Consider the following 13,516-nt stretch of genomic DNA (forward strand, 5'->3'; position numbering starts at 1 on the left):
GGACCTACGGCGCCAGCCATCTGATGCGGGAGCTGGCGAAGGCCGATCTGATCTAAGCCGGCTTTCGCCCCGGATCGCCATCAACACAATTTTATGCGGAATCCGGGTGACTAAGGACGCAATCCGCTCCAAGATCGCGGCGCGGTCGGGGGGCCGTCCGTATGTCCGATTCGCCGATACTGTTGGTGCGCAACGTTGCCAGGCGCTTTGGCGGCACGGTCGTGCTCGAAGACATGAACCTTGCGGTCGAGCGCGGCTCGATCCACGCGGTGGTCGGCGAAAGCGGCGCCGGCAAATCGACGCTGATCAAGGTGCTGGCAGGCATCGTCCGGCCGGATAGCGGCACCATCGAGTTTGACGGCAAGAAGGCGACGATCAGCAGCCCCAATGCGGCGCGAAAGCTCGGCATCGGCGTCGTCCTGCAGCAGCCCGGGCTGTTTCCGGAGCGCCCGGTGCTCGCCAATCTGTTCGTCAATCGCGAACCGCTGCACAATGGACTGATCTCGCGGCGCGAAATGGAGGCGCGCAGCCGTGACCTGCTTCGCCAGCTTGGCCTCGCCGTCGATGTTCGCGCCCCGCTCGGCGATCTCGGGCCAGGTGAGCGGCAACTGATCGCGATCGCCCGCGCGCTTCTGGAAAACCCGAGACTGCTCATCCTCGACGATCCTCATTCGGCGCTCGACCGGCGCGGGACAGATCGGCTGTTCGCGGTGCTGCGAGGGCTGAAGGCCAAGGGCATGAGCATGCTCTACGCCTCGAACCGGCTGGAGGATGCGCTGGCCATTGCCGACCAACTGACGGTCATCCGTAGCGGCCGCGACGTGCTATCAAAGGCGCGGCAGGAGCTGACGACATCGGAGGAAGCGATGATCGGCCAGTTGCGCCAGTCGTTGTTTCCGCTGCCGCTCAAGGCCATGCCGACGCTTGCCGGCACGCTGCGGCCGCAGCTCGCGGTTTCGGGGCTTGGCGGCGGCAAGCTGAACGAGGTCAGTTTCACGGCGCGCGCGGGCGAGATCGTCGGCCTTGCCGGGCTTGCCGGCTCCGGCGTGTCGGACCTGCTTGCCCTCTTGTTCGGACAGCAAAAGGCGCGCGTGGGCAGAGTGCGCTTCCCGGACGGGGACGGACTACCGAAGACCCGCACGGAAGCGGCGCGGCGCAGCATCTGCATGATTTCAGGCGAGCGCGGCAACGGGCTGATGCAAGACAAGTCCATCGCCTTCAACCTGGCGAACGTCGTCGTCGGCTCACGCGACTGGGGGTCGCGCTGGTATTCACCCGTGATGGCGGTCGCGCGCGCCGCGCGGCAGATCGAGGCGCTGCGCATCAGGTCCGCTCCGGAGACGCCGGCGGGCTCGCTGTCGGCCGGCGGCCAGCAGAAAGTGATCATCGCCAAATGGCTGGAAATCGGCCCGCAAGTGGTGCTGCTCGATGAGCCGGCGCGCGGCATCGATATCGGTAGCAAGCAGGAAATCTACGCGTTGATCCGGCAGATGGCGGCCAGCGGCTGCATCGTGCTGCTGCATTCGAGGGAGTTGTCCGAGCTGACCGGCTTGAGCGATCGCATCCTTGCCTTCCACCAGGGCCGGCTCGCGGGCGAGATCGCCGGCCCCGACATGGATGGCGGGAGGCTGCTGCAGCTGATCGCGGCGGGCGCGGCAGAGGGCGAAGGCCGACAGATCAAGCTGGAGAGCGTTGCATGACCAGAACCGATACCGCACCGCCTTTGGCCGGATCGGCGAACCGTAGGCCGGGGCGCCGCATTCGGCTACCGGCTGAGACCGGTGCCGCCGTCGGGCTCGCCGCCATGCTCGGGCTGCTCGGCTGGCTCCAGCCTTCCTCCGTCGATGCAGCCAATCTGTCGTCACTGCTGGAGCAAGCCGCCCTGCCCGGCCTGCTGGCGATCGGCATGGTGTTCGTGCTCACCATGCGCGAGATCGACCTCTCGGCCGGTGCGGTGTTCCATCTCACGGCAACCTTCACAGCCCTGCTCGTGGTTGCCGGAATGAACCCCTGGCTCGCCGCCCTGGCGGGTATCGCGGCCGGCGCCGGGCTCGGCCTGATCAACGGCCTTCTGGTGATCGCGCTGCGCCTGCCAGCTCTGCTGGTGACGCTCGGCACGTGGTGGATGATCCAGGGCCTGTCACTGGTCGTCGGCAAGGGACAGACAATCGCGCCGCCGGGCGCGGATGGGAGTGTCTTGGCCACGCTGTCGGGTAAGGCGTTTGTCATTGTGCCGGTGACAGGCATCGTCTTTGTCGTGCTGGCGATGGCAATGCATGTCGTGCTTCACCGCACCCGCTTCGGCTACCGGGTCCAGGCCGTGGGCAGCAATCCGCGGGCTGCCGCCTATGCCGGCATTCCAACAGACAAGGTCAGGGTGCTGACGCTGGTGCTGATGGGTGCGATGGCTGGGCTTGCCGGCGTGATCCATCTCGGCGCCCAGGGCGCCATTGCCCCCGGCGACGGCGGCACTTTCGCACTGCTGGCGATCACGGCGGCCATCATTGGCGGCACATCGCTTTCGGGCGGCAACGGCAGCGTCATCGGTGCCGTGATCGGCATGCTGGTCCTGCAGGCAATACTGAGCGCCATGACCTTGCTTGGCGTGGATGCCATCTGGGCCGCCTTCGCCACCGGTGCCCTGATTGTGCTTGCCCTCGCGATCGACAGGCTGGTCAATCTCTGGCGCAACCGGCGCGCCGGACACGGTGAAGACAATCTGCTCGGCTGAGCCTCGACACCAATTATCCGACAGTCGGAAAATCACCTGAACTGATGCAATCTGATGGGAGCATTGATGGCGCCTCGTCAGACGACAACTACATCTGCAGATGGAGGCTTGCCATCCGCCGAAAAAGGGAATGCTCTGACGCATTCAACCGGCGCTGGCAAAAGACGCAATCCGGCGGTCGCCGGAACACAAGGGACGGATTCGGAACTGACCATCTACAAACGGGAGGAAATCAAATGCTGACACGGCTAAGACTCGTTCTATACGGCCTGTTGGTGGCGCTGATGGTGATACCAGCAGCGGCACAGGCCAAGACGTTCTACTGGATTTCGCATGGCGGCCCGGCCGACCCGGTCTGGACCTACTTCCTGGCCGGCGCCAAGCAATGGGCCAAGGACACCGGCAACACCGTCAACACCTCGTTCCACAATGGCGATGTGGCCTCGCAACAGGAGGCGGTTCGCGCCGCCCTCTCCGCCAAGGCCGATGGCATCGTCACCACGAGCCCCGATCCGGGCAGCCTTGTCGAGATCGTCAAGGAAGCGCGTGCGGCCAACATTCCGATCATCAACTTCAACACGCCTGACCCGAAAGCCAATTTCAACGCCTATGTCGGCGGCGACAACGTCACCTTCGGCAAGCACTGGGCGCAGTATCTGGTCGACAAGGGCCTGGTGAAGAAGGGCGACTTCGTCTGGATGCCGGTCGAGATCCCCGGCGCCACCTATGGCGTCCAGGAAGAGGAAGGCATCAAGAGCGTCTTCGGTCCGCTCGGCATCACCTATGAAATCACCGAAGCGACGCTCGACCAGGCCGAAGTGATCAACCGCATGGTCGACTACCTCACCGCCAACAAGGCCAAGGTCAAGGCGATCATCGGCCTCGGCGACCTCGTCACCGGCTCGATCAAGCGGGTGTTCGACCAGGTCGGCGTCAAGCCGGGCGAAATTCCGGTCGTCGGTTGGGGCAACTCGCTCGACACCACCCAGGAAGTGCTGAACGGCTATGTCAATGCCGGCCAGTGGCAGGACCCGCAGGCGACCAGCTATGTCGCGCTTTCGCTGGCCAACATGGCGGCCAGCGGCATTCCCCCGGGCTTCAACGTGATCACCGGCGCGCTCTACGAAAAGGACACGGCCGCGGTCTACGACAAGATCCTGTCCGGCAAGTAAGATCCCAAACCCAAGCAGTCGCGATCGCCCTGGCGGTCGCGACTGGCTTCTCCATTCGCCGAGCCTTTCGCACGCCTATGTGCAGGTGTCAGCCAATCCCCATCATGTCGCGGGTTATCAGTGGAAAACCATTCCCTCATCCAACGCCTGATCGCGCGGCCCGAGTTCGGCCCCTTCGTACTGCTCGTCGTCGAGATCGCCGTCTTCTGGAGCTTCAATCACGACTTCCTGTCGCCGCAGAACATCTCCAACACGCTGGCCTTCACGGTCGAGCTCGGCCTGATCGCGCTGGCGATGACGCTGTTGATGACGTCGGGCGAATTCGACCTGTCCGTCGGTTCGCTGTTCGGTTTCTCGCCGGTGCTGATGTGGACGCTGTTCAACAGCGGCCTCACTTCGCTTGAGGTCGGCTTTGTCGCCGCGCTGCTGGTTGCCGCCCTCATCGGGCTGGTCAACGGCTGGTTCGTGACGCAGCTCAAGATCCCGTCCTTCCTGGTGACGCTCGGCATGCTGCTGGTGGTGCGCGGCACCGCCCTTTTCGTCACCGACGGTTTTCCGCAGCGCACCTGGAGCGCCGAGGGCAGCTGGCTCGCCAACATACTGGTCGGCGACTTCTTCATCGGGCCGTTCCGCATCTACATGTCGCTGTTCTGGTTCATCGCCGCGGCGATCGCGCTCGGCTATGTGCTGACGCAAAGCCGCACCGGCAACTGGATCCAGGCGGCCGGAGGCAACCCCAGTGCTGCGCGCGCGCGCGGCGTCAATGTCAGCGGCGTCAAGATCGGTCTGTTCGTGCTGTCGTCGGTCATGGCCTCGCTCGCCGGCGTCATCTCCTCGCTGCGCACGTCGGCAGCCAACCCCAACAGCGGCACCGGCTATGAGCTCGAAGTCATCGCCATGGTGGTGATCGGCGGTACAGCACTTACCGGCGGGCGCGGCACGATCATCGGCACCGTGCTCGGCATCCTGATCCTGCGCGTCATGCGCAACGGCATCGTGCTGATCGGCGTGCCCGGCCTTGCCTACAACATCTTCATCGGCGCGATCATCCTTGGCATGATGGCGCTGCATTCATGGCTGGAACGCCGGCATCAGGCGGGGACTTGAACCATGGCCGAGCCGCTGATCCGCATGCAGAACATCCGCAAGTCCTATGGCCGCGTGCAGGCGCTGGAGGATGCCAATTTCCACGTCAATGAACAGGAGATCGTCGGCCTGCTCGGCGACAATGGCGCCGGCAAGTCGACGCTGATCAAGGTGCTTTCGGGCGCTGTTCCGCTGACCAGCGGCGACATCTTCATCCGCGGCAAGAAGGTGAGCCTGCGCAGCACCAGCGACGCCATCGCCCACGGCATCGAGACGATCTACCAGGACTCGGCACTGGTCACGCAACTGTCGATCGCCCGCAATCTGTTCCTCGGGCGCGAACCGATCAAGCCACCGCGCTTCCTCAACCGGATGGACCAGGACGCGATGAACAATGTCGCCCGCGACCTGCTCAAGCAGGTCGGCATCTCGAAGAATATCCCGCCGACGACGCCAATCGGCTCGCTGTCAGGCGGCGAGCGCCAGGCAGTGGCGATCGCGCGCGCCATGCATTTCGACAGCGACCTGATCATCTTGGACGAGCCGACCAACAATCTCGGCGTCGCCGAGACGCAGGGCGTGCTGAGTTTCGTGCGCAGCGCCCGCGATTCCGGCCACTCCTGCATTTTCATCGCCCATAACATCCACCATGTCTTCCAGGTGGTCGACCGCATCGTCGTCATGCGCCGGGGCAAGGTGGTCGCCGACGACATCGACCCGAAGAAAACCAGCGTGGCGGAGGTCGAACGGATCATCACCGGCATGTCGGACAAGGAAATCCGCGATGCCATCGCCGATGGCAAGCCATCGCACTGACTATCGGGTGATGGGTGGCAATCATCCGTCACCTCAAAACGCATCGCTCGTCTGGCGCAGCATCGCATCGGCGCATAGGGTCGCGGCATGAAAGCCACCGTCTCGGATATCGCTCGCAGCTGCGGGCTGTGGGTTGCGGCATGAAAGCCACCGTCTCCGATATCGCTCGCAATTGCGGGCTGTCGACCGCAACGGTCGACAGGGTGCTCAACAACCGGCCAGGTGCGAGTGCCGCCAACCGGCAGCGCGTCTTGGAGGCGGCCAAACAGGTCGGCTATCTGCCGGTCGCCGATCAGGTGACGCTGCCCTCGCGGCCCGCCCATCTCGAATTCCTGCTGCCGATCGGCAGCAATGCTTTCATGCGCGATCTCGCCGGGCATATCGAGGATTATGCCGCGCGCCTGCCGCTCGTCGCCTCGTGCCGGATCCACAACCTCGCCGGAATCTCGCCGAGCGCGCTGCAGACAGCCGTCGAAAACCTCTCGCTCAGGGCCAATGGCGTCGGTGTCATCGCCGTCGACCATCCTCGCACGCGCAACATCCTGCGCGACATCGTCGACGCCGGCATGCGCCTGGTGACGCTGGTGTCCGACGTTCCGGCGGCACCGCGCTCGGCCTATGTCGGCATCGACAACCGGGTCGCGGGACGAACGGCGGCGCTGTTGATGGGACGCTTCCTTGGCGGCCGCACGGGCCATCTGGCAATGGTCGTCGGCTCACGCTCCTATCGCGGCCACGAGGAACGCGAAATGGGTTTCCGCTCCGTTCTCAATGAAGAATTCCCCAATCTGACGGTCAGCAGCGCCGTCGACATCAACGACGAACCTGACGTCAGCTACACCGAGACCATGAAGGCGCTGCACAACCAGCCGGAGCTGCTCGGCATCTATTGCGTCGGAGCCGGACACTCGGGCGTTGCAAAGGCGATCCGGGAAGCCAGGCCGAACCGCAAGCCGGTGTTCATCTGCCACGACCTGACGAAGGACACGCGGGGACACCTCGTCGACGACCTGCTCGATGTCGTCATCGACCAGAATGCCAGGCTGATCGCGGAACAGTCGGTCATTCGCCTGCTCGGCTCGATTGCCTCCTCGGCGCCCTATCTGACGCGAAAGTTCATCGAGCCTCGTTTGATCTTCAGGGAAAACGTCCCGGTGCAGTAAGGCGGAGTGGCCTGGCAAAGTCTGTTTCCGGATTTGTAGGATAATTGATACGGCAAATCTGCACAGCAGCTATGCACAATTCATTGTTGCCGAATCATTGGGCAATTCGTAGTTTCTGGTTGTCGGCCATCTACTCCTCCCAGATGCGATGCCGGCGCTGAATGGGGTGCACCTCCTCCCGCGCCACATTCGAAATCGAGCCCGCTGCCACCTCCTCCCGGCAGCGGGCTTTTTTCGTTCAGCGTCGGAAATTCCGGTGCCGCCCTGCGCCAAGGGGCGTTAGGCATCCCTCGGTCGCAGATCGGCAAATCGCCAACAGTCGCGGCGGATTTCAACCGGCGGCGGTACCCCGGAAGGAAACGATCAACCCTTCGGCCATGCGCACGAACTGCGTGCTCGGACCTTCGGCACCCACGGTCTGCACACTGACATGCGCGCCCTCGAACAGCAGCGACAGCGTATCGGCGAGCAGTTCGGCCTGACCAATGCCGGCATCTCGACATAGCGTCACAAGGCGCTGGCGCTGGACTTCCTTGAGCTCCCTGATCACCAGCCTGGCCGGATGGTCGGGCTCGGTCAGCTCAGCGGCGGCATTGGCCATGTCACAGCCACGGCCGTCAGCATTGAGCATGGCAGCCGCCTTGCGAACCCAGGCGTGCAACTGCGCAAGCTTGTCACCAGGAAATTCGGCCTCGAATGCATCCCACATGGCGCCAGCCTTGGCCGCATTGGCGCGCAGGCATTCGACGATCAGCTCGTCCTTGGATTCGAAGTGACGATAGAGCGTCATCTTGTTCGTGCCGGCAGCCTCGGTGATGGCGTCGACGCCGACGCCCTTGATGCCGTGCTTGTGGAACATGTCACGCGCCGTCTCCAGAATTCGATCCCGGGGACGTGAGCGCTCCACGACGCCGTCTGTCATCATGATCTCCTTTCGTTTCCTAAAAACCACGGCCACCTCTTGACTAGGGTGTTACCGGTCTGTAACTATGCAAATGTTACTTACTGGTAACACCTATGTCGCCTCCCGTCAATAACAAGGCCGTGAACTGGTCCTGCCAGATCGGAATGGGCGAAAAACTGCGGTTCATGCGGCCTCGGCCGGTGAAGAGATGAAAAACGGTTCGTGAGCATGGGCTGCGAATCGACAGACAAGGAGCCGGCCAATGCCACAGCGCCGCGATCTTACCATAGATGAAGCCGTCCGGGATCCGATGATCCGGCTGGTCATGAAAGCAGATGGCGTCGACCCGCGCGCCTTTGAAAAGATGCTGCGCTCGCTTGCCGATGCGCAACGCCATGAGGTGCCGTTGCTGCGTTCGCTGGACGAGCCCGGCGACGGGCGCGGTCAAGGGCTGTCCAGGGTTGCCAGCGCCTTCGGGCGGGCAAGAGCAGCCGGGGAGGCTTGCGTGTCGTGGTAAACTTTTTCATCCACCGTCCGATCTTCGCCTCGGCGATCGCCATCATCATGGTGCTCGCCGGGACGATTTGTTATTTCCTGCTGCCCGTCTCGCAGTTTCCCGACATCACACCGCCGCAGGTCGTGGTCAGCGCCCACTATCCGGGCGCCAGCGCGCAAGTGGTGGCCGACACGGTGACGACCCCGCTCGAGCAGCAGATCAACGGCGTGCAAGGCATGACCTACATGTCGTCGACGAGCTCGAATGATGGCTCCTCGACCATCACCATCACCTTCGATGTCGGTTATTCGCTGAGCACCGCCGCCGTCGACGTGCAGAACCGCGTCTCGCAGGCCGCCTCGTCGCTGCCGGCGATCGTCAACCAGGGCGGCGTGACGATCAAGAAGCAGAACCCGAATTTCGTCCTCATCGTCAACCTGACTTCGCCGGACAGTTCGGTCGATCCGGTGGCGCTGAGCAACCTTGCCTATCTGCAGGTGGTCGATCCGCTGAAGCGGTTGCCCGGCGTCGGCGACGTGCAGATCTTCGGCGAGCGGCGCTATTCGATGCGCGTCTGGCTCGATCCCGACAAGCTCGCCAACCTCGGCATCACCGCCGTCGACGTGCAAAACGCCATCGCCGAGCAGAACGTCCAGGTGGCGGCCGGCAAGATCGGCCAGTCGCCGGCGCCGGCCGGCACCGCCTTCGAGATGCAGGTCAATGCCGTCGGCCGCCTCAGTGACCCTAAGGAGTTCGGCGACATCGTCGTGCGCGCCAACACGGACACCGGTTCGCTGGTCAGGCTGCGCGACGTCGCCCGCATCGAGCTCGGCGCACTGCAATATTCGTCGTCGGCCTTCTTCGGCAAGGATCCGACCGTGGTGCTTGCCGTCTATCAAATGCCCGGCTCCAACGCGCTCGATCTTCAGCAGCGCGTCAAGGACAAGATGCAGGAGCTTTCGGGCCGGTTCCCTAAGGGCGTCTCCTATGCGATGCACTACGACACGACCCGCTTCGTCTCGGCCTCGATGCATGACGTGCTGATCACGCTCGGCGAAGCGCTGGTGCTGGTCGTCGCCGTGGTGTTCCTCTTCCTGCAGAGCTGGCGCACGACGATCATCCCGACCATCGCCATTCCGGTGTCGCTGGTGGCGACGCTGGTGGTCATGGAGATGCTCGGTTTCTCGCTCAACATGCTCTCTTTGCTCGGCATGGTGCTGGCGATCGGCCTCGTCGTCGACGACGCCATCGTCGTGGTCGAGAATGTCGAACGACAGCTGGAGGCCGGGCTCAAGCCGCTTGCGGCGACCAAGGCCGCTATGGCCGAGGTCACCGGTCCGATCATCGCCACCACCGCCGTGCTGATGGCTGTGTTCGTGCCGGTTGCTTTCATTCCCGGCGTCTCCGGCAAGCTCTACAACCAGTTCGCGTTGACGGTGGCGATCTCAGTCGGCATCTCTGCCTTCAACTCACTGACGCTGAGCCCGGCGCTCAGTGCCGCCTTCTTGCGGCATCGCCAGCCAACGCAGTTCGTGCTGTTCCGCTGGTTCAACACCGGCTTCGACAGGCTGTCACACGCCTATGCTAACGGCGTGCGCATCCTCATCCGCTTGCGCTGGATCATGCTCGGCCTGTTCGCGGCCGGACTTGTCGCCACCTATTTCGTCTGGCAGCGGCTGCCCTCGACCTTCCTTCCGGTCGAGGACCAGGGCTATTTCTTCGTCGTCATCCAATTGCCCGACGGCGCGTCGCTGGAACGCACCGACGCGGTGGCGCAAAAGGCGCGCGACATCCTGCAGGCGACACCCGGCGTCGACATTGTCGGTTCGATCAGCGGCCTGAATTTCCTGACCAGTGCCGCGCAGTCGAATTCGGCTGTCGAATTCGCCATCCTGAAACCCTGGGAGGAGCGCGGTCCCGACCAGAGTGCCTCCAAGCTCGTCGCCGACGTGCGCGGCAAGCTGATGCAGATCCCGGAAGCCTTTGCGCTGAGCTTCGATCCGCCGTCGATCCCTGGTATCGGCACCACGGGCGGCTTCGAATTCGTCGTCGAGGATCTCACCGGTCGCGGCAGTTCAGCCCTCAACGACGCCACGCAAGCCGTGATCGCCGAGGCGCGCAAGCAGCCTGAGATCAATCCGCAGCAGCTGTTCTCGCCGTTCTCGACCTCGACGCCGCAGTTCAACTACGACCTCGACCGCAGCAAGGCGAAACTGCTCGGCCTCAACCTGCCTGACGTCTTCAACACGCTGCAGATCTATCTCGGCTCGCTTTACGTGAACGACTTCAACCTGTTTGGCCGCACCTTCCGGGTGACCATTCAGGCCGACAAGGATGCACGCGCGGGTGCAGCCGACATTTCGCGGCTCTATGTGCGCAATGCCTCCGGCGGCATGGTGCCGCTCAGCACTCTGGGCAAACTCGTACCCTTCGTCGGCCCGGAAACCGTGCCGCATTACAACAACAACGCCTCGGCCTCGATCAATGGCGGTGCCGCACCCGGCTTCTCCTCGGGCCAGGCGGTTGCCGCGATGGAACGGGCGGCCGCCACCGCACTGCCCAGGGATTTCGGTTTTGAATGGACCGGCATCACCTTCCAGGAGCTCAAGGCAGGCTCGATCGCGTCGGTCGTCTTCGGCCTCGCCATCGTCTTCGTCTTCCTGATCCTGGCGATGCAGTATGAGAGCTGGGCGATGCCGTTCATGGTGCTGCTGGCGGTGCCACTGGCCTTGTTCGGCGCCTTCGTGGCTTTGTTGCTGCGCGGCATGCAGATCGACGTCTACTCGCAGATCGGCTTCGTCATGCTGATCGGCCTGGCGGCGAAGAATGCGATCCTGATCGTCGAATTCGCCCGGCGACGGCGCGAGGAAGGCCTCAGCATCGTTGACGCGGCGATGGAAGCGGCACGTCTGCGGCTGCGGCCGATCCTGATGACGGCTTTCGCCTTCATCCTCGGCGTGCTGCCGCTCATGTTTGCGACCGGCGCCGGTGCCGCCAGCCGTCAGTCGATCGGCACCACCGTGTTCGGCGGCATGGTCGCGGCGACCATCCTGTCGCTGGTGTTCGTGCCGGTCTTCTACGCGGTCATCGAACAGCTGCGCGAACGCCGCGGCCATGACGAGCCCGCCTCTCAAGACAATGAACCAACTGCCGAACCCGCCTTCCCTCCCCTTGCGGAAGCGGCCGAATAGGATTGGAGACTTATCATGCGTAAATGGAAAATCGCGTTGGGAACAGCTGTCGCGCTGGGAGCGATCTCGGTGGCCAGCGTCCATCTGCTCGACATGGGCAATCTCAGCCTCAATGCCGGCACGGCAGGCGCGGCGCCTGCTCCAGCGGCGTTCGTCATGCCAGTGCCGGTGGTCAGTGTCGTCAAGAAGACGATCCCGATCTACCTCGACTACGCCGCGCGGACGGAGCCGATCCGCAACATCACCTTGCAGGCCAGGATTCCAGGCTACCTGCAGCAGCAGACCGCTGCTGACGGTGTCGATGTCCGGCAGGGCGATCTCCTCTACAAGATCTCACCTGACGACTTCCAGGCGGCTCTTGACCAGGCCAAAGCCCAGGTGCAGCGCGACACGGCGACGCTCGACTATGCCCGCTCGAACCTTGGCCGCGGCACCGAGCTTGCCAAGAGCGGCTACCTTGCCAAGGACGGCTTCGACCAGCGCACCAGTACCTTGCGCGAGGCACAGGCATCGCTGGCGCTCAACCAGGCGGCGGTCCGCACGGCAGAGCTCAATTTGAGCTATGCCGAAATCCGGGCGCCGTTCGGCGGACGCCTGGGCCGCAACCAGGCCTCGGTCGGAACGCTGGTCAGCGTCGCCGGCACCGTGCTTAACACGCTGGTGCAGCTCGATCCGATCTACGTCACCTTCAATCCGAGCGAGACGGATCTGGCCGAGATCGAGCAGGCCCGTGCGAACGGCCCGATCGAGGTCGAGGTGCTGCTTCCCGGCCAGGCCGAGGCCAGCCAGAAGGGCGAACTCACCTTCATCGACAATTCGGTCGACCGCTCGACCGGCACGATCACGGCACGCGCGACGATCGGCAACGGCAAGTTCACGCTGCTGCCGGGCCAGTATGTTCGGGTCCGGCTGCATGTGAGGCAGCAGGCCGACGCGCTGATGGTGCCGCAAACGGCGCTGGGCTCGAGCCAGCTCGGTAAATATCTCTACGTCGTCGGCAAGGGCAACACGGTCGATCAGCGGCTGGTCTCGCTCGGCCCGACGAGCGGCGATCAGGTCGCCATCCTGAGCGGCGTCGCCGAGGGCGATCAGGTGATCACGGGCAATCTGCAGAAGATCGGACCCGGAGCGCCTGTATCGCCGATGCCGGAAAAGCCGGCCACCTGAACACCCCCGTCAGGACCGGCTTCAGCGCGGCGCCCCGACCTTTCCACAGGTCAGGGCGCCGTTTTCGTGAGCAGCTTGACCAGGCCGGCGACATCGGCGCGGTCGGCCTTTGCCGGCGGCATGAACGCGCAGTAGGGATGCCCGAGGCGGACCGAGACGGAGGACAGCGCGATCAGCCGCCCGGCCTCCAGATCGGCGCGTGCCATGACCCGCTGACCAAGGGCGATGCCCAGCCCCAGCCTCGCCGAGGCAATCGCCAGGCTGGACAGGCCGACGCGCCGCCCGTGCGACGGGTCGGGTGAGCGGCTGCCGCCGGAGGCCGCGAACCAATCCGCCCAGGTCGGATGCGAGGCATAGTTCGGTCCCCAATTGGTGTGGATGAACTGGCTCTCGTGCAGATCTGCCAGACTGGGATCGCCATCGCCGTGCCGGTGCCAGAAGTCCGGCGCGCAGACCGGCAGGACGTCGTCATGAACGAGACGAACGAGTTTCAATCCGGGATAGTGATAGTCGCCATAGCTGATGCGCAGGTCGATGTTCTGGCGCATCAGGTCGACCGGATCGTCCTCGACCCGAACGTCGATCGCCATCTGCGGAAAGGCATCGAGAAGTACCGCCAGCCTCGGCGCCAGCCACAGTTCGGCCAGCGAGAACGGCACGCTGACGACCAGACCTGTCCGCAAGCCGCCCTCCAGCATGCGCCGGCCGATCGCCGCGATGTCGCCCAAAGCCTTCGCCGTCTGCGGATAGATGGCGTGGCCGGCGTCGGTCAGCGCGATGCGGTTGCCGC

Annotated in this window: 11 protein-coding genes; 9 read left to right on the plus strand and 2 right to left on the minus strand. The window is 64.1% G+C overall.

All coding sequences use genetic code 11. The features are described from left to right. Positions 1 to 161 precede the first annotated feature (161 nt). The 6 genes from EN993_RS20805 to EN993_RS20830 all read left to right on the plus strand — a co-directional run bounded on the left by EN993_RS20805 (position 162) and on the right by EN993_RS20830 (position 6,968). On the plus strand, positions 162 to 1,700 hold the full coding sequence (locus tag EN993_RS20805; protein ID WP_127264679.1) for a sugar ABC transporter ATP-binding protein: 1,539 nt from the start codon (positions 162 to 164) through the stop codon (positions 1,698 to 1,700). Beyond that, positions 1,697 to 2,731, plus strand: coding sequence for an ABC transporter permease (locus tag EN993_RS20810; RefSeq protein ID WP_127264680.1), 1,035 nt, complete (start codon positions 1,697 to 1,699; stop codon positions 2,729 to 2,731). The genes EN993_RS20805 and EN993_RS20810 overlap by 4 nt, the downstream gene beginning before the upstream one ends. A gap of 236 nt (positions 2,732 to 2,967) precedes the next feature. After that, entirely contained in the window at positions 2,968 to 3,903 is a 936-nt protein-coding gene (locus EN993_RS20815; RefSeq protein ID WP_109662050.1) for a substrate-binding domain-containing protein, read from the plus strand. Between the two features lie 120 nt (positions 3,904 to 4,023). After that, a complete protein-coding gene (locus EN993_RS20820) occupies positions 4,024 to 5,010 on the plus strand; it encodes an ABC transporter permease (protein ID WP_109662047.1) in 987 nt (328 codons plus the stop codon). Positions 5,011 to 5,013: 3 nt separating this feature from the next. After that, positions 5,014 to 5,805 (plus strand): ATP-binding cassette domain-containing protein, encoded by a 792-nt coding sequence (locus tag EN993_RS20825; RefSeq protein WP_109662045.1) that lies wholly within the window; start codon positions 5,014 to 5,016, stop codon positions 5,803 to 5,805. A 140-nt stretch (positions 5,806 to 5,945) separates the two neighbouring features. After that, on the plus strand, positions 5,946 to 6,968 hold the full coding sequence (locus tag EN993_RS20830) for a LacI family DNA-binding transcriptional regulator (protein ID WP_127264681.1): 1,023 nt from the start codon (positions 5,946 to 5,948) through the stop codon (positions 6,966 to 6,968). A gap of 331 nt (positions 6,969 to 7,299) precedes the next feature. Here the strand turns inward: EN993_RS20830 and EN993_RS20835 are convergent, their stop codons facing one another. Continuing rightward, entirely contained in the window at positions 7,300 to 7,890 is a 591-nt protein-coding gene (locus EN993_RS20835; protein ID WP_127264682.1) for a TetR/AcrR family transcriptional regulator, read from the minus strand. A gap of 244 nt (positions 7,891 to 8,134) precedes the next feature. Here EN993_RS20835 and EN993_RS20840 point away from each other — a divergent pair, with 244 nt between their 5' ends. Genes EN993_RS20840 through EN993_RS20850 form a run of 3 tightly spaced genes read left to right on the plus strand, consistent with a single transcriptional unit; the run spans position 8,135 to position 12,726 of the window. Beyond that, positions 8,135 to 8,389, plus strand: coding sequence for a hypothetical protein (locus tag EN993_RS20840; RefSeq protein ID WP_109662041.1), 255 nt, complete (start codon positions 8,135 to 8,137; stop codon positions 8,387 to 8,389). Further along, the gene (locus EN993_RS20845; protein ID WP_127264683.1) at positions 8,383 to 11,559 is read left to right on the plus strand and encodes a multidrug efflux RND transporter permease subunit; all 3,177 of its coding nucleotides are present in this window, start codon (positions 8,383 to 8,385) and stop codon (positions 11,557 to 11,559) included. Before EN993_RS20840 ends, EN993_RS20845 begins: the two co-directional genes overlap by 7 nt. Positions 11,560 to 11,574: 15 nt before the next feature. Beyond that, on the plus strand, positions 11,575 to 12,726 hold the full coding sequence (locus EN993_RS20850; RefSeq protein WP_127264684.1) for an efflux RND transporter periplasmic adaptor subunit: 1,152 nt from the start codon (positions 11,575 to 11,577) through the stop codon (positions 12,724 to 12,726). A 50-nt stretch (positions 12,727 to 12,776) separates the two neighbouring features. Here the strand turns inward: EN993_RS20850 and EN993_RS20855 are convergent. After that, positions 12,777 to 13,516: LysR substrate-binding domain-containing protein (locus EN993_RS20855; protein ID WP_127264685.1), on the minus strand; the 740-nt coding region annotated here is incomplete at its 5' end.

It is taken from the genome of Mesorhizobium sp. M7D.F.Ca.US.004.01.2.1 (genome assembly GCF_003997785.1).
GTDB lineage: Bacteria > Pseudomonadota > Alphaproteobacteria > Rhizobiales > Rhizobiaceae > Mesorhizobium > Mesorhizobium loti.

Excerpts from the sequence above, each read along its gene's own strand:
- EN993_RS20805 (WP_127264679.1), top strand. The coding sequence starts at position 162 with ATGTCCGATTCGCCGATACTGTTGGTGCGCAACGTTGCCAGGCGCTTT.
- EN993_RS20810 (WP_127264680.1), top strand. The coding sequence starts at position 1,697 with ATGACCAGAACCGATACCGCACCGCCTTTGGCCGGATCGGCGAACCGT.
- EN993_RS20815 (WP_109662050.1), top strand. The coding sequence starts at position 2,968 with ATGCTGACACGGCTAAGACTCGTTCTATACGGCCTGTTGGTGGCGCTG.
- EN993_RS20825 (WP_109662045.1), top strand. The coding sequence starts at position 5,014 with ATGGCCGAGCCGCTGATCCGCATGCAGAACATCCGCAAGTCCTATGGC.
- EN993_RS20830 (WP_127264681.1), top strand. The coding sequence starts at position 5,946 with ATGAAAGCCACCGTCTCCGATATCGCTCGCAATTGCGGGCTGTCGACC.
- EN993_RS20835 (WP_127264682.1), bottom strand. The coding sequence starts at position 7,890 with ATGACAGACGGCGTCGTGGAGCGCTCACGTCCCCGGGATCGAATTCTG.
- EN993_RS20840 (WP_109662041.1), top strand. The coding sequence starts at position 8,135 with ATGCCACAGCGCCGCGATCTTACCATAGATGAAGCCGTCCGGGATCCG.
- EN993_RS20850 (WP_127264684.1), top strand. The coding sequence starts at position 11,575 with ATGCGTAAATGGAAAATCGCGTTGGGAACAGCTGTCGCGCTGGGAGCG.